Source organism: Parvimonas sp. D2 (assembly GCF_035282635.1).
Classification (GTDB): Bacteria; Bacillota; Clostridia; order Tissierellales; family Peptoniphilaceae; genus Parvimonas.
In genome coordinates, this window is record NZ_JAYKBO010000003.1 from 167,381 (window position 1) to 183,933 (window position 16,553).

Here is a 16,553-nt window from a genome sequence, read left to right on the forward strand (position 1 = left end):
TATTGACTTTATTTTTTTTTTTTGATAATATAGTATTGAGAAATCAATTTAGTTTAATATTGTAAAAAAGATTTTGGAGAGCAGTATGTTTTATTTTTACCCTAGTAGGTACAAGAATGGCGATTATTTAAAATTTTAGATTCTATCTATTTACATATTATATTATTTAATTGGAGGTAAAGTATGAAGAAGATAAGTAAAGTATTATTATGTTTTATGATTTTACTTTTAACTGCTTGTACGGGGAATAATGAAGTTAAAAATTATTATGGAAAAAAATTTGTTGGTAAAAATGGCGGAGAAATTGTAATTACCGAAAAAGTTCTTATATATTCAGGAGAACCAAGCAAAATAAATCCAAATTCAACTCCTGATGATGTTAATAAGGCTAAAGATAAAATCAAAAAAGAAAATGCCACTTCATTTGATAATCCTAAAATAGTAAAAAAAGGTGATAAAAAATATTTAACAGCAAATAAGTTAGAATACAAACTTTCATTTGTTGATGATGAAACAATAATTGATGAAGATGATAATTATGAATTTAAACTGTCTAAAGAAAATATTTACAAATAATTTATAAATACTACTCTTAAATAGAGTAACAAAAAAAGCTATGAATATAATTCATAGCTTTTTTTGCATTTATTTATTTTTACGGAGGATTTATAAAAAAATCTCTACTAATATGCTAATTAATTATCATCATTTCCGTCATAATTATCGCTACCGTCTTCATTATCGTTACCGAAATTATTTCCGTTAAAATTCTTGTTATATTTTTTACTATTGTTGTTCTTACTGTCATTACTACTATTTTCTAGATTAAATTTTTCAAATTTAACTTCTATTGTAGTTGCTTTTCCATCTCTGTAAACTTCAAGTTTAACTTTATCACCTATCTTGTAGTTCAATAAAGCTGCTTTTAAACTTGAGTTAGATGTAACTTTAGTATCTCCAACTTTAGTAATAATATCTTTAGGTTTTAGCCCTGCAGATTCTGCTGGAGAACCTGATAGAACTTCATGAATATATACACCTGAGTCAACAGGTAATTTTGTTTGTCCTAAGACATTATATCGTGAAACATCTATACCTTTTATACCTAGTGTTACACTTTCAAACTTACCATTTTTAATTATTTGTTCCAAAATAGGTTTTGCCAAATTCGAAGGAATTGCAAATCCGATTCCGTCACTATTACCAGCTTTGGCTGTATTTATTCCGATAAGTTGTCCTTTATCATTAAATAATCCACCACCACTATTTCCTGGGTTTATTGCTGCATCTGTTTGGAATAAACCTTCCATAGTAGATCCATCTTGTAAAGTAATAACTCTATCTTTTCCTGAAATATAACCAGAAGTTAAAGTTGATTTTAAATTTATACCAAGTGGATTACCGATTGCTATAGCTTTATCACCTATTGAAACTTGAGAACTGTCCCCAAATTCAACTGGTTTTAAATTAAGACCGCTTGGATCTATCTTGATAACTGCTAAGTCTAAAGTTTTGTCACTCCATAAGACTTTGGCTTCTCTTTTAGTTCCATCACTTAGTATTACTGTTACGGATTTTGTCTTTGAAGGGTCAACAACGTGGTTATTTGTTAAAATGTAACCATCTTTACTTACTATAACCCCTGAACCAAGTCCTTTTGTTTGTTTTTGAGTGGAAAACATATCTTCAGAAACTCCAACAGTTGTTATACCTACAACTGATTGCATTGATTTTTGTGCAACTGCTTTTTCAACATTTGGCTTTTCAGAAGTATTAATAGTTGTTGCAGTCGCTTCTTTATCATTTGAAGAATTATTTAAAAGTGACTTTCCACTATTACTCTTTAAGTAGAAACTAGTACCACTTATGCTTATTGCACTAGCTAAAATTATAGCTAATAAGAATTTTGAAAAAGATTTAAATCTATTAGCTTTTTTTCTTTTTTCAAATTCTTTTTGAACAATACCATCAACATAAGATTCAAATTTTTTATCTTGTGTGTTTGAATCTTCCATATATGGTTCATCATAAATTTCTTGTTGTTTATAATAATCATATGGATCTTCAGTATATTCTCCATAATCCTCATCGATTGTGTTATTCATATCTTCTTCATTGAACAATTTTTGTGTTTCATTTAAATTATTTTCATTTTGTCTTGAAGTTTCTTCTTTATGTTCTTCATTTTTTATATTATTTTCATTTTCATCGAAGATATTATCTCTTTTATCGTCCATAATAATCACCTCTTTTTTAATATCATTTATTATCTTGAATATATTTTAAACTGTCAACCTTAAAGTAAGCTTAAAGAAAAAAGTTTTTTAAAAAATTTTTTATTTTTTAAAAATATATTCAAAAAACAAATTTTGCAGTTAATAGTAGAATTGTATTTTTCTATTGTTTCATCTATCAACTGATAACATTATATCGACAAAAACTTAAATGAAGTTAAAAAAGAGGAGAAATTTTCTCCTCTTTAATATTTTTATATTTTTCTCTATTTTTTAAGCTTAATCTTAAAGAATTCCCATATCTTTTCCAGCTAATTCGAATGCTTTTACAGCTTTATCTAATTCTTCTTTACTATGAGCTGCAGAAATCATACAACGAATTCTTCCTGTTCCTCTTGGTACAGTTGGGAATACTATAGCTGAACCGAATACTCCATATTCTCTTAATTTTTTAGAAAATTCCATAGTCTTTGCTTCATCTCCGATAATTACTGGAGTAATTGGAGTTTCTGAATGACCAGTGTTAAATCCTAATTTTCCTAATTGTTCTTTAAAGTATTTAGCATTATCCCAAAGTTTCTTTTGTAATTCATCTGATTCGATTAAAGTTTCAACAGATGCGATACAAGCTGCAGTATCTCCAGGAGATAAAGTTGTACTAAATAGTACTGGTCTTGCTCTATGGTTTAACCATTCGTAAGCAACTTCGTTACAAGCAACATATCCACCTTTAACTCCGATAGCTTTTGAAAGAGTTCCGATAACAAAGTCAACTTTGTCATGTAATCCGAAATGATCTACAGTTCCTCTTCCGTGGCTTCCCATTACTCCTGAACCATGAGCGTCATCAACATAAGTTAATGCATTATATTTTTCTGCTAATTCTACGATTTCAGGTAATTTTGCAAGGTCTCCATCCATTGAGAAAACACCATCAGTAATAATTAAGATTGTTTTATATTTTCCTTGAGCTTCTTTTAAAACTCTTTCAAGGTCTTCCATATCACTGTGTTTGAAAACTGCTTTATCAGCTTTAGTCATTCTAATTCCGTCGATAATTGAAGCATGGTTTAATTCATCAGAGATTATTAAATCGCCTTTTTCTGTAATTGCTTGGATAGTTCCTATATTACAATCATAACCTGATTGGAATATAAATGCTCTTGGAGATTTTTTGAAAGTTGCTAATTTCTTTTCCAATTCTTCGTGTAAATCCATATTTCCGATGATAGTTCTTACTGCACCAGCACCTACACCATATTTTTCAATAGCTTCTTGAGCTTTTTTCTTTAAAACTGGATTATTAGCAAGTCCTAAATAGTTGTTTGCAGATAAATTTACCATTTCTTTTCCATCAAGAACAATTGTTGATGAATTCTTTCCATTTAATACAGGTAATTTACGGTAAACTCCGTCTTCTTTTAACTTATTAACTTTTTCTTGTAAAAATTTTAAATCATGAATACTCATATCTTTTTCTCCTATCTATAACTATTTTAATTTTTTGCTTAAGTTTTCTAACATATCTACTGTCATCTTATCCAAATCAAAGCTTGGTTTCCAACCCCATTGTTCTCTTGCTGCAGAGTCATCTAATGAATTTGGCCAACTTTCAGCTATAGCTTGTCTGATTGGATCTACATCGTAGCTTAATTTAAATTCAGGCATATGTTTTTTAATGCTTTCTTCTAAAATTTCTGGAGTTAAACTCATAGCTGTAATATTGAAAGCATTTCTGTCTTTAAGTTTTGAAGGATCAGCTTCCATTAAATCAACAACTGCTTTAAGTGCATCTGGCATATAAAGCATATCCATTTGAGTTCCTTTACCTATATAAGAAGTGTAAGCTTTGTTTTTAATTGCTTCATAATAAATATGAACTGCATAGTCAGTTGTTCCTGCACCAGGTAATGTTTTATAAGAAATAATTCCTGGATAACGAACTCCTCTTACATCAACTCCAAATTTATTAAAATAGTAATCGCATAAAAGTTCTCCTGAAACTTTTGTTACTCCATACATAGTATTAGGTCTTTGAATAGTAACTTGTGGTGTATTATCAAGTGGAGTTCCTGCTCCAAATGCTGCTATTGATGAAGGTACAAATACTTTTGCATTTAATTCTCTTGCAACTTCTAAAGTATTTACAACTCCGTCAACATTAACCTTCCAAGTTAATTGTGGCATACTTTCTCCTCTAGCAGAAAGTATTGCTGCTAAATTTACTATAGTATCAGCTTTAAATTCTTTAGCTAATTCAAACATTCTTTTTGGATCAGTAACGTCTAATGTTTCAAAACGAATATCTTCGATAGCCGCTTTGTTTGCATCTGAGCAATCTGTAGCTAAGATATTTTCTCTTCCATAAATGTCCCCCAAATAAAGAGCCAATTCTGTACCGATTTGTCCAAGTGCTCCTGTCATTAAAATCCTTTTCATTATTCAATCTCCTTTCAAAATAACTGAGTAAAATTTTTACCATCCAGATGTATTATACATCAATTTTGATAAGTTTACAACACCTTATATTAAAAAAATTAATATTTTTATATAGTATAGGCGGATAAATAATTCAAATAGTATTATAATAATAAAGCAAAAATCACAAAATCTTTTTTAAAACAATAAATCTTCTAATCGTATATTAATCTTGTTTGTCACTAAAAATATCGTTGTCTTAATAATTTATCAAAAAAATTTATTTTTATACAATAAATAAAATCTAAAAATCAAATTTTTACTCAATTTTAAAAGAAAAAATATTTTTATATAAAATATTAAAACAATGAAATATAAAAATTTTTATAAAATTTGAAAAACAAAAAATCTTAACAATCAAAAAGAGCCTTTTGACAATTGTTTTTTTATCTAATTTATATTTTAAAAATTAAAAAAACAGCAAAGATATTTTTTGCTGTTTTTTTCTAAACATTATTTATTTTTCATTTTCTAGAATTTCTGCTATCTTTTCAAATGTTTTTCCATTTCTTATAGTAATTTCTTTATAAAAATCTTGTTTCATTAATTTTTTATGATATGTTGACTTTAAATATTCTGACTCATCATACTTCCCCCAAAATATTGCATTTTTACCAATATAAACTATTTCATTATAGAATTCGGAGTTGTTTATAAAATCTATAATAGCTGATTTGTCAATTTGATTGTTTATAAAAAGGACATCTCTTCTTGCTAATTCTCCTTTCCACCAGTCAGGTAATTCTGATTTTTCTTCTAAATAATCTTCTTTACTAATCAAAGTAAAAGGTATATGAAAGTCATAATCTCTTTCTAATAAAGATTTTATCTTTAAGATACAATCATCATAAGATTCATCAGTACTAAAAAATAAATTCCCGCTGTTGATATAAGAATAAACATCTTTAAATCCTTCGTTTGACAATGATTTTTTTAAATCACCCATTGATACTTTGTTCTTTCCTCCTACATTTATTCCACGTAGTAAAAGTATATATCTCATATGATTTTGTTTTCCTTTCTTTTTTAAAATAACTATATTTTATAAATTTTAAGCTATTTTAGTTGTAAAATCCAAATTTATTTAAAAATAACGTCGAACTTTTTTCATATAATCTTCATAACTTTTTCCAAATTTTTCTATACACCATCTCTCTTCAGAGACAATAATCCAATGAGCAGAAATTTGGAAGATTATTACTGTTACAAACATTATTAAAGACTGTATTAGTAAAGACGATCCTAAGAAGCAAACAAAATAAGCCACATAAATAGGATTTCTTGAAAATTTATAAATACCATTGATATTTAACCCATCGCCATTCGGGAATGCAAAACATACAAGGGAAATTGCACATAGTATTATTCCTACGATAAACAAAATTAATCCTAAATAAAATTTTAGAGAATAATCAATTTTTATTGTTGAAATTATTATACATATAAATAAAACTATATTGGATATCTGATAGATGTAGTATGCTATTTGTTCAGATTTTTGTATTGGGGCAAAATATCCAGCTCGCTGAATAGCTTCCCTTTTTATGATTAATAGTAATCCAAATCTTACTATTAGAAATACTAGCAAAAGCCAAAAACCACTCATTATATATCTCCTAATAACTTAATCTCACTAAATGTTTAACAATATTATACCCTATTTTTTAGTTTTACAGCTATTTCTCATTCTACTTTATATTTCTTTCTTGCAATAAATCTATCAATTAAATCAAACAGAAAACTAAGGATTATCTCCTTAGTTTTTACTAAATTTACTATTCTGTTCTCAAAGCTTCAACTGGATTTTGTTTTGCTGCACTCTTTGAAGGAATAAATCCACCTATTAAAGTTAAAATCATACTGATTAAGATTAAGGTTATAGCCTGTGGAACGGATAAATAAGCCGTTATATTCGGCATTTCAGTAACTTTTCTTATTACAATATTTATCGGTATTAGTAATAAATATGTTATTCCAACTCCAAGTAGTCCTGCGAATAATCCGATTATTCCAGTTTCCGCATTAAAGACTTGTGATATATTTTTCTTTGAAGCTCCGATGGATCTTAAAATTCCAATCTCTTTTTTTCTTTCAAGTACACTTATATAAGTTATAACCCCAATCATAATTGAAGAAACAATGAGCGATATGGATACGAAAGCAATTAATACATAACTTATTACATTTATAATTGTAGTTACGGAAGAAAGTATCGCTCCAACTAAATCTGTATAGGTTATCATTTTATCCTCTTCGGAATTGTTTTTCCTCATCTCATTATAGCTATCAAGTAAGGAAATTATTGATTTTTTAGCTTCAAAATCTTTAGGATATATACTAATTTTAGAAATATCATTATCTTCCGCATAGTTAAATAATTTCATATTATTCTCATACGAACTTTCATTACTATTAGCCATAGCCATAATAAATGATTTTATTTCTTCTTCATTTAAATTCATTGAAAAGGCATTTCCGAATTTACTTGGATCTATGGATATTGCCTGTGGTAAATTTTTCATAGAAGATGTTAGAACATTTTTAATATTATCGGCTATTGCAGTTGATATATTTTTCATCAAATTTTCCACAAAACTTTGTGAAGAATTTTGATTTCCTTGTAAACTACCTTTTATTAAGTCATTCACTCCCGAAGAAATCATATTTTTTGCTTCATCAGTTGCAATATAAGAATTAAAAGAATCTTTTAATTTAGATGGATCAGGCTTGTTATTTTCTTTAGCATATTTCAAATATCCATTTGATAAAGCTTCTGCTAATTCTGATATATCTTTATTATCTATTTTTAAATTTTCTCCCAAAGAATTTAATAGCTTTCTAGTTTCAGCTGAAACTTTTTCTCTCGCTTCTGGACTTTTAAAATACTCAAGTAAATATTGATTAAATTTATTAGGATCTGTATAGTTATTCTTTTTTGCAAATTCAGGATATCCTGACATAATGGATTTCATTATATCGGTTATCTTTTCATTTGTAATTAAAGAACCAGAATTTTTAGAAATCATCTTAGAAAAAAATTCTTTTAAAATATTTTTTGCCTCATCAGTTTTCATATAATCACTTATTGATTTTAGCAATTCGCTATAATTAGTCGAAGGATCTTTAGATGAATAATCTAAATATCCTTTTAGGATATTACTTATTAGTCCAACTAATTTATCCGAATCGAGCTTTATATCTAAATTTTTTAAAAAATCCGTATTCGAACTATTATTTAAATATTTTGAAAAATCAATATTTTTCATTGAATTAGCATCAAAATTTAATTTAGAAGTATCTATTTTAAAAGCTTCAAACAGTTTTTTCTGATCTATTGAAAATAACTTTGCAAAGTCTAAATTCTGTTTAATTTTTTCTCCAAAAGGAGTATTTGTTAAAACATTAACATCTGGACTTTCTTTTTGTGCCTTTACAATTTCACTTTCTTTTGATATTTTTCTTAAATTTGTTTCTAAGTCATCCGTATACCAAATACCAGTTGACAAAATTAATGAACTTTCGTCACTATTTGGAGAAGCTATTCCAACTATTTTTAATTTTTTTGAATTGTTTTTTAAAAGATTTTCTACAAATGGACTATCAGTAGAATTCTCTATATAAACTTTATTTTTAGAGTCATATGAATAAAGTTGTGAGCTACTTAAAACTTTAAATTCTCTACCTACAATATCTTCATATTTCCAAGAGGTATTGTCTTCTTCTACATCTGTTTTTTCTCTATTTGCAAATTTTTTTACCATTTTTGAAAGCTCGTCATTATCACGAAGCCCCAGTGAATAAAAAATAAAATCAGATAGAGAACCCTTTGAATTAGTTATTACTATCGCTTCATTTTCATTGCTTGGCCAAGAACCATATTTTAAAGTGTATTTATCCTTGTATAAGTCAGGATTCTTAGGTAATTTATAAAATGCCCTCATAGAATTTCTTGAAAAAAGAAAATTATTAGATGACAAACCCATTGATTTCATTGCTTCATTTGGATTTACTTGAACATATTTTTCATTATTTAAAGTATAAATCCTAGGAGTAATATCATATTTATATTCTATCGTCTTAGCATAATCATTAATTGCTTTTCCGTCATTTTCAAAATATTCTTTTAAAGAAGATAAATCATTTTTATTAATTGCAGATAGCATCTTTTGAATAGTTTTGACTTCTGTTATATCTCCATCATTATTTTCTCCACTTGATGTTTCAAACATTCTACCCATAGAAAAACTACTTTTATCAATCTCTATTGGATAAGAAATCATTGTTTCCTCTTCGGTATCCTTGATAAACTGATTTACACCATTGGATAAACCTAAAATTAAAGCTATACCAATTATTCCAATTGAACCTGCAATCGCAACCATAAGAGTTCTTTTGAATTTAGTTTTTAAGTTATTAAAACTTAAAGCTATACTTGTTAGATATGACATTGAGGACTTCCCAAAATTTTTATGAACACCTTCACTCTCATTCTCTAAAACAAAAGGGTTGGTATCAGAAATAATTCGTCCGTCATTTAATTCAACAATTCTAGTTGAATATTCATTTGCCAACTTAGGATTATGAGTAACCATTATTACAAGTCTATCCTTGGCTACCTCTTTAAGTAACTCCATAACTTGAACACTTGTTTCCGAATCAAGCGCACCTGTAGGTTCATCCGCAAGTACAATGCTTGGATTATTTACAAGAGCCCTTGCTATTGCAACTCTTTGCATTTGCCCACCGGATAACTGATTAGGCTTTTTATGCATTTGACTTTTAAGTCCAACCTTATCCAATACATCTATCGCTCTTTTTTCTCTTTCAGCCTTAGATATCCCAGAAATAGTTAAAGCCAATTCCACATTGGCTAAAATAGTCTGATGAGAAATTAAATTATAACTTTGAAAAACAAAACCTATTGTATGATTTCTATAACTATCCCAATCTTCATTTTTATATTTTTTAGTTGATATTCCATCAATTAAAAGCTCACCTTGTTCATATTTATCTAATCCACCTATTATATTTAATAGAGTAGATTTTCCACTACCACTCGGACCAAGAATAGATACGAATTCGTTATCTCTAAAATTAAGAGATACATTATCTAATGCTTTTTGAATTAAATCTCCTGTTTTATAACTTTTACTTATATTCTTAAGCTGTAACATTCTAGTCCTCCTTTACTAATATAAATTTTTGAGTTAAATTTTATATACCCTTTTATCTAAAAAATTAAATAAATACAATAAAAATAACCACTTTCAACTAAAAATTTGTACAAAAAATTAACATTTCTTATTAATATGAAAAAATAAAATTGAAAAAACTTTGTTCTAGTGATATAATAAGTATAATTTAACAAAGTTAAATTATACTTATTATGTATTCAATTTTAATATCAAAAAAATTTTTATATATAATTATAAAGTTAATAAAAAAGAGGTGATTTTATGAAAATACTAATTATTGGAAAAGGTGGACGTGAACATGCAATGTTAAAGTCATGTCAAAAGAGTAAATTAGTTGAAAAAATCTATGTTTTACCTGGAAATTGCAAGATGGATGGTGCAACAAAAGTAGATATAGATATGTATGATATTGAAAAAATTAAAGACTTTGCAATAAAAGAAAATATCGACTTAACTATAGTAGGCCCTGCTGACGTTTTAGCTCTTGGAATAAAAGACGAGTTTGATAAAAATGATTTAAGACTTTTTGGACCTACTAAATCTGCAACAAGAATAGAATCAAGTAGATATTTTACTAAACAACTTATGGAAAAATTAAAGATACCTACAACTAAATATGTTGTATTTACTGATAGAGAACAAGCTTTAAAATTTGTTTCAGAAATTGAAAAATTTCCTGTTACTATAAAGATTGATTCTCTTCCAAAAAATATGGGAATTTTCATTGCAAGAAGCAACAAAATAGCAACAGATATAGTTAATGAAATCTTTGATGAAAATGAAAATTCAAAAATTTTAGTTGAAGAATTTATCATAGGTAAAGAATTCTCAATCTTTGCATTAGTAAAAAATAGCGAAGTTTATCCGCTTCAAATTGTTAAGGATTATAAGAGAACATCTGATAGCGACGATGCTGAACATACAGGTGGTATGGGAGCTTGTAGCCCTGTCGCAAAAATTACAGATAATGAAATTGAACAAGTTGTCGATAAAATCTTAAAACCGATGGCAAAATCAATGTTTGAAGACGGTTATGGATTTGAAGGATTTTTATATGGAGAAATTGTTGTAACAAAAGATGGAATAAAAGTTTTAAGTTTTAACGCCAGACTTGGAGATCCTGAAGCTGAAGTCCTATTGCCACGTTTAGAGTCCGACTTTGTTCAAAACATTTTGGATGTAATGAATGATAAAGAACCTGAAATCAAATGGAATGATGAAGTTTGTGTTGGTGTAGTTCTTGCATCTAACGGTTATCCGTCAAAGGAAAAATGTCAAGACAAAATTAATCTAGTTCCGATAGAAAGTGATATTTGCTTTATGGGAGTTGAAGAAAAAAACAATCAACTCTATGCAAAGGGCGGAAGAAATTTAATTGTAACAGCTATGGCAGAAGATTTTGAAAAAGCAAGAGAATTAGCTTACAGAGATATTGAAAAATTAAAGAGCGATTCTTTCTTCTACAGAGAAGATGTAGGAAGATTTTAATAAATAAATTAAAAGCATACTTAATAAAAATAAGTATGCTTTTTTAAGTCCTTTATAGAACTTACTATTATTTGTAAACAAATAATAGTAATGAGATCTCCAGTGCAATTGTATCTAAAGATACAATTGACTCGTCAGACCTACTTTTGTTTACAAGTAAACAAAGTTAGGGCTAGATTCACTTCGTTCATTTCAGTCGAGATGACGTATTAGGAGCTTTTCTTTACCAACTGCTATGATGTGAATTAGTTTGTTTTTTATATTATGTTTAAATAAAAATTATAGAATTTTTTATTTTTTTCTATTATATTTATAACGATAATTTGAAGTTTATTTACTATTCACGTTAAGCTACCAATCAAAGTAATTTCTATTATACGTCATTTCGACCGAAACGAAGTGTAGCGGAGAAATCTCACACTTTTGCTTTAGCAAAAGTAAATGTATCGTAGATACATAAAATATGAAACTCTCATACTAAATAGGGCTTTGAGAGATTTGCATAATAATTTTATCTAATTATTTTTTATTTCTTTCAGAAATACTATTGCTTGCCAGCAATAGTTGAGATCTCCAGAGTCATTTTATCAAATGCTACAATGACTCCGTCAGACCTACTTTTGTTTACAAGTAAACAAAGTTAGGGCTAGATTGACTACGCTCGAGATGACGTGTTAGGAGCTTTTCTTTGCCAACTGCTATGACGTGAAATGTATTGTAAAACAACAAAAAAAGAGAGCCTATGCCCTCTTTTTTATTACCTATTTATTTCTTTTCTTTCTAGAAATTTGTAAAAGTCCAAGACTCACTCCAGCCATTGCCATATATCCAAATAACTGTGTTCCTATTGATGTTTTTGGAACTCTTGGTTTAATTGGTTTTTCCTTATTAGTAATTACAAAGCCATCTTTTGCATTTCCTTCTATCTTAGTATCATAGCCTTCAACTGCAACTTCATTTACTGTATAAGTTATTTCTTTTCCGTTTTCATCATATTTTGGCAAGTCTTTGAAAGTATGTTTCCAAGAATTTCCTTCGTTCAACTTAACATTTTGAATTTCTTTTCCATTTGCTAAAAGTTGTACTTCAATTTCTTTTAATACCTTTCCAATCCATTTCTTTTCAACTGGAACTTGTGTTTTTTCTACATTTCTATTAGTAATTACAAAACCGTCTTTTGCATTTCCTTCTATCTTGCTTTCATATCCTTCAATTTCCACTTCTTTTACTGTATAAACTATTTCTTTTCCATTGTCATCATATACAGGTAGGTCTTTGAATGTATGTTTCCAAGAATTTGCTTCATTTAATTTAGCTGATTGAACTTCTTGTCCATTTGCTAACAATTTAACTTCGATTTCATTTACAGCTTTTCCTATCCATTTCTTTTCTACAGGAACTTCTGTCTTTGCTAAATTCTTATTTGTAATTACAAAACCATCTTTTGCATTTCCTTCTATCTTGCTTTCGTAACCTTCAATTGCTACTTCTTTTACTGTATAAACTATTTCTTTTCCATTGTCATCATATACAGGTAAGTCTTTGAATGTATGTTTCCAAGAATTTGCTTCATTTAATTTAGCTGATTGAACTTCTTGTCCATTTGCTAATAATTTAACTTCAATTTCGTTTACAGCTTTTCCTATCCATTTCTTTTCTACAGGAACTTCTGTCTTTGCCAAATTCTTATTAGTGATTACAAAGCCATCTTTTGCATTTCCTTCTATCTTGCTTTCATAACCTTCAATTGCTACTTCTTTTACTGTATAAGTTATTTCTTTTCCATTGTCATCATATACAGGTAAGTCTTTGAATGTATGTTTCCAAGAATTTGCTTCATTTAATTTAGCTGATTGAACTTCTTGCCCATTTGCTAAAAGTTTTACTTCGATTTCATTTACAGCTTTTCCTAACCATTTCTTTTCTACAGGAATTTCTGTCTTCGCTAAATTCTTATTAGTGATAACAAAGCCGTCTTTTGCATTTCCTTCTATCTTGCTTTCGTAACCTTCAATTGCTACTTCTTTTACTGTATAAACTATTTCTTTTCCATTGTCATCATATACAGGTAAATCTTTGAATGTATGTTTCCAAGAATTTGCTTCATTTAATTTAGCTGATTGAACTTCTTGTCCATTTGCTAATAATTTAACTTCAATTTCGTTTACAGCTTTTCCTAGCCATTTCTTTTCTACAGGAACTTCTGTCTTTGCTAAATTCTTATTAGTGATTACAAAGCCGTCTTTTGCATTTCCTTCTATCTTGCTTTCGTAACCTTCAATTGCTACTTCTTTTACTGTATAAGTTATTTCTTTTCCGTTATCGTCATATTTTGGCAAGTCTTTGAATGTATGTTTCCAAGAATTTGCTTCGCTTAATTTAGCTGATTGAACTTCTTGCCCATTTGCTAAAAGTTTTACTTCGATTTCATTTACAGCTTTTCCTAGCCATTTCTTTTCTACAGGAACTTCTGTCTTTGCTATATTCTTATTAGTAATCACAAAGCCGTCTTTTGCATTTCCTTCTATCTTGCTTTCGTAACCTTTAACACTTACTTCTTGAACTGTATAAACTATTTCTTTTCCGTTTTTATACTTGTCAAGGTTTGTAAATTTACCTTTCCAATTTTCACTCTTCTTTAAAGTTAAAGTTTTACCAGTATCTTCTCCATCAGCAAGTAATTTTACAGTTACTTCTTCAACGCTTTCTGGTCCAATCCATTTCTTTTCTACAGGGATTTCAGTTTTTTCAACATTATGTTTGTTTTTGATGATATATCCTAAAACTCCACCTACTTCTCCTGCAATTATTTCATTTTCATATCCATCAACTACTGTTTCTTCTTTAACAGTGTACTTGATTTCATTTCCTTTTGCATCATATTTGTCAAGGTTTGTAAATTCACCTTTCCAACCATTTTCTTCATTTAATTTTATAGTCTTATCTGTAGGAATACCATCTTGTAGTAATCTTACAACTACTTCTTTAACTCTTTTACCATCTTGGTTATTATTGTCTTCCCATCTCTTTTCTACAGGAATTTTAACTTTTTCATTACTTTTATTTATGATAGTAAAATCATTAGTTCCATTTTGTTTTATTTCTGTATCATAACCATTGATTTTTTCTTCTTCAACAGTATATTTGATTTCAGTTTTTCCGTCATCTTTAAATTTATTTAAGTTTTTAAAAGTATGTTGCCAATTATTTTCTTCGCTCAAAGTAACTTGATCGATTTTTTTGCCATCAGCTAATAAATTAACTTTAACACTTGAAGCTTTTTTACCAACCCAAGTCTTATTAACTTTTACTTCAGTTTTTGCTCTCTTATTAGTTATAGTTCTTATTACAGCTACATCATCTTTTACTTCAACATTAATAATTTCGTCATTCTTTATCCAACCTGCAGGAGCTTCAATTTCTGTAATTTCATAAGTTCCTTTAACTAATTTATCAGAAACAGCTTCCCCTTTTTCGTCAGTTACTAATTCAAAGGTTTGTTTTGTTGCCTTATTTGTAATTTTAAACTTAGCACCTTTTAAAGGCATTTGTTTATTTTCAGCATCAACTTTAATAATCTTTATCTTTCCTAGCAAATCACCTTCAATGCTTCCGTTTGAAAGTGCACTTTTATATCTACTTGATACTTCTTTAGTTTTTCCTTGTGATATCATTTTTAATCTATTTTTTATCACAATATTAGGCTTGTAAGTTGATTTATATCTTAACATATATTGGTCGCCATTATTAACATTTCCAAGTACAAATCTGAATTTTGTATCATTTTCAGAGAATTGAACTTTATTACCGATTTTTTCCTCTGATATAACTTTTCTTATGTTTCCATATTTGTCAAATTTAACCTTTTGAAGAACGAAACTGTCTCTTATGTAGCGAAGTCCACTAAAATCACCTTTTTCAACTGTTAATTGATCTTCAAAAGCAACATTATTAAAACTTTTACCATTTACATTAAAACGAACATTCCATCTTACTTCATTAGCATTTTCATTTATTCTGCTTGGCCATTTAGTTAAAATTTCGTCTATTTCTCCTGGCTTTTCTATATCAATGTCTTTAGGAATTTTTTTACCATTAATCTCTATTTCTAATCTATTTTTTTCCCCAGCCTTTATTTTGCTATAATTAAATAAAGATTCCATTGAAACTTTACCTTTTACATTGTAAAGATTTTCAACTTTTTCATTTAGAGTTACTCTTAAAGTTCCTCCCCCATCTTTTTTAACATCAATATGTCCTTGTCCATAAACTGTTTTTCCATCTAGTCCATAGATTGGAAAATTAACTGCTGCAGAATCTCCTATAAACTTAAATTTATCTGGCAGTTTAACTTCAAAGTAATCACCTTTTTTCAAAGTATTTCCATACTTTTGAGCATTCCATTCCAAATTAACTCTAAATCTACTCCAGCTGTAGAATTTTTTTAATTCTTGTCCTTGCCCATTTGTAATTGTAAATTTTGTAATATTTACATTTGGTGAAATATTTCTACCCGATTCAGCTGAAACTCTGAAAGCAGGTAATAGAGTACCTAATACCATAAGTACACTCAACATCATACAATAAAATCTTTTTTTCATTGCTTGCTCCTCCTCATAGAATGTGTTTGATATTATACCTATTTTTAAAAATATAATGGCGATTATTTTTAAAAATACATAGTTACTAGAGCCTAAATCTAATAACTCAATTTGAATAAATTTCATTACTTAATAAAATTTACTCAACTATCATAATAATGATAACATTTTTATATCTATAGGTCAAATAAATTAAATATATATTTAAATTAATACAGCTTAACGACAATAAAGTATATTGCAATTCAATACTCAAGCGTTATGATGAAGCATATAGACTTCAGTAAATATCAGATTTTTTTATTAGTTTATCTTTTTAAAAAATATTATTAAATTTTTGAAAGAAATGTTTCTCCAAAAATTTTTTATAAAAAAAATACTCGTTTTTATACGAGTATGTTTTTTATTGTGAAACAACAAGGTTCCCGGGTACCCACCCGATGCAAAGCATCGTGGAAGGGTGGGGTTGTTATTGCGAAGCAACAAGGTTCCCGGGTACCCACCCGATGCAAAGCATCGTGGAAGGGTGGGGTTGTTATTGCGAAGCAACAAGGTTC

9 protein-coding genes are annotated in these 16,553 nt (G+C 28.2%); 2 read left to right on the top strand and 7 right to left on the bottom strand.

Features of this window, described 5'->3' with window-relative positions; translation table 11 throughout:
- Positions 1–183 precede the first annotated feature (183 nt).
- Positions 184–576, top strand: coding sequence for a hypothetical protein (locus VJI77_RS05070; RefSeq protein WP_313961346.1), 393 nt, complete (start codon positions 184–186; stop codon positions 574–576).
- Between the two features lie 119 nt (positions 577–695).
- On the opposite strand, the gene VJI77_RS05075 is transcribed toward VJI77_RS05070, so the two are convergent.
- From VJI77_RS05075 to VJI77_RS05100, 6 genes are all read right to left on the bottom strand, one after another.
- Positions 696–2,237 carry a S1C family serine protease gene (locus VJI77_RS05075; RefSeq protein WP_323988539.1) on the bottom strand — a complete coding sequence of 514 codons (1,542 nt, stop codon included), beginning with the start codon at positions 2,235–2,237 and terminating at the stop codon, positions 696–698.
- Between the two features lie 282 nt (positions 2,238–2,519).
- Positions 2,520–3,704: a glycine C-acetyltransferase gene (locus VJI77_RS05080; protein ID WP_323988540.1), complete on the bottom strand. Its 1,185-nt coding sequence runs from the start codon at positions 3,702–3,704 to the stop codon at positions 2,520–2,522.
- A gap of 21 nt (positions 3,705–3,725) precedes the next feature.
- Positions 3,726–4,673, bottom strand: a complete 948-nt coding sequence (locus tag VJI77_RS05085; protein ID WP_313961348.1) for an NAD-dependent epimerase/dehydratase family protein — start codon at positions 4,671–4,673, stop codon at positions 3,726–3,728.
- A 496-nt stretch (positions 4,674–5,169) separates the two neighbouring features.
- The gene (locus VJI77_RS05090) at positions 5,170–5,715 is read right to left on the bottom strand and encodes a DUF1697 domain-containing protein (protein ID WP_323988541.1); all 546 of its coding nucleotides are present in this window, start codon (positions 5,713–5,715) and stop codon (positions 5,170–5,172) included.
- A gap of 81 nt (positions 5,716–5,796) precedes the next feature.
- On the bottom strand, positions 5,797–6,318 hold the full coding sequence (locus VJI77_RS05095; protein ID WP_313961350.1) for a methyltransferase family protein: 522 nt from the start codon (positions 6,316–6,318) through the stop codon (positions 5,797–5,799).
- A gap of 169 nt (positions 6,319–6,487) precedes the next feature.
- Positions 6,488–9,886 carry an ABC transporter ATP-binding protein/permease gene (locus VJI77_RS05100; protein ID WP_323988542.1) on the bottom strand — a complete coding sequence of 1,133 codons (3,399 nt, stop codon included), beginning with the start codon at positions 9,884–9,886 and terminating at the stop codon, positions 6,488–6,490.
- Positions 9,887–10,168: 282 nt separating this feature from the next.
- On the opposite strand from VJI77_RS05100, the gene purD reads away from it, so the two are divergent.
- Positions 10,169–11,395, top strand: coding sequence for a phosphoribosylamine--glycine ligase (gene purD, locus VJI77_RS05105; RefSeq protein ID WP_323988543.1), 1,227 nt, complete (start codon positions 10,169–10,171; stop codon positions 11,393–11,395).
- Between the two features lie 761 nt (positions 11,396–12,156).
- On the opposite strand, the gene VJI77_RS05110 is transcribed toward purD, so the two are convergent.
- The gene (locus VJI77_RS05110; RefSeq protein WP_323988544.1) at positions 12,157–15,996 is read right to left on the bottom strand and encodes a Cna B-type domain-containing protein; all 3,840 of its coding nucleotides are present in this window, start codon (positions 15,994–15,996) and stop codon (positions 12,157–12,159) included.
- Positions 15,997–16,553: the final 557 nt, after the last annotated feature.

Coding starts and splice junctions, on each gene's coding strand:
- VJI77_RS05100 (WP_323988542.1), bottom strand. CDS start 9,886: ATGTTACAGCTTAAGAATATAAGTAAAAGTTATAAAACAGGAGATTTA.
- VJI77_RS05090 (WP_323988541.1), bottom strand. CDS start 5,715: ATGAGATATATACTTTTACTACGTGGAATAAATGTAGGAGGAAAGAAC.
- VJI77_RS05080 (WP_323988540.1), bottom strand. CDS start 3,704: ATGAGTATTCATGATTTAAAATTTTTACAAGAAAAAGTTAATAAGTTA.
- purD (WP_323988543.1), top strand. CDS start 10,169: ATGAAAATACTAATTATTGGAAAAGGTGGACGTGAACATGCAATGTTA.
- VJI77_RS05095 (WP_313961350.1), bottom strand. CDS start 6,318: ATGAGTGGTTTTTGGCTTTTGCTAGTATTTCTAATAGTAAGATTTGGA.
- VJI77_RS05075 (WP_323988539.1), bottom strand. CDS start 2,237: ATGGACGATAAAAGAGATAATATCTTCGATGAAAATGAAAATAATATA.
- VJI77_RS05110 (WP_323988544.1), bottom strand. CDS start 15,996: ATGAAAAAAAGATTTTATTGTATGATGTTGAGTGTACTTATGGTATTA.
- VJI77_RS05070 (WP_313961346.1), top strand. CDS start 184: ATGAAGAAGATAAGTAAAGTATTATTATGTTTTATGATTTTACTTTTA.
- VJI77_RS05085 (WP_313961348.1), bottom strand. CDS start 4,673: ATGAAAAGGATTTTAATGACAGGAGCACTTGGACAAATCGGTACAGAA.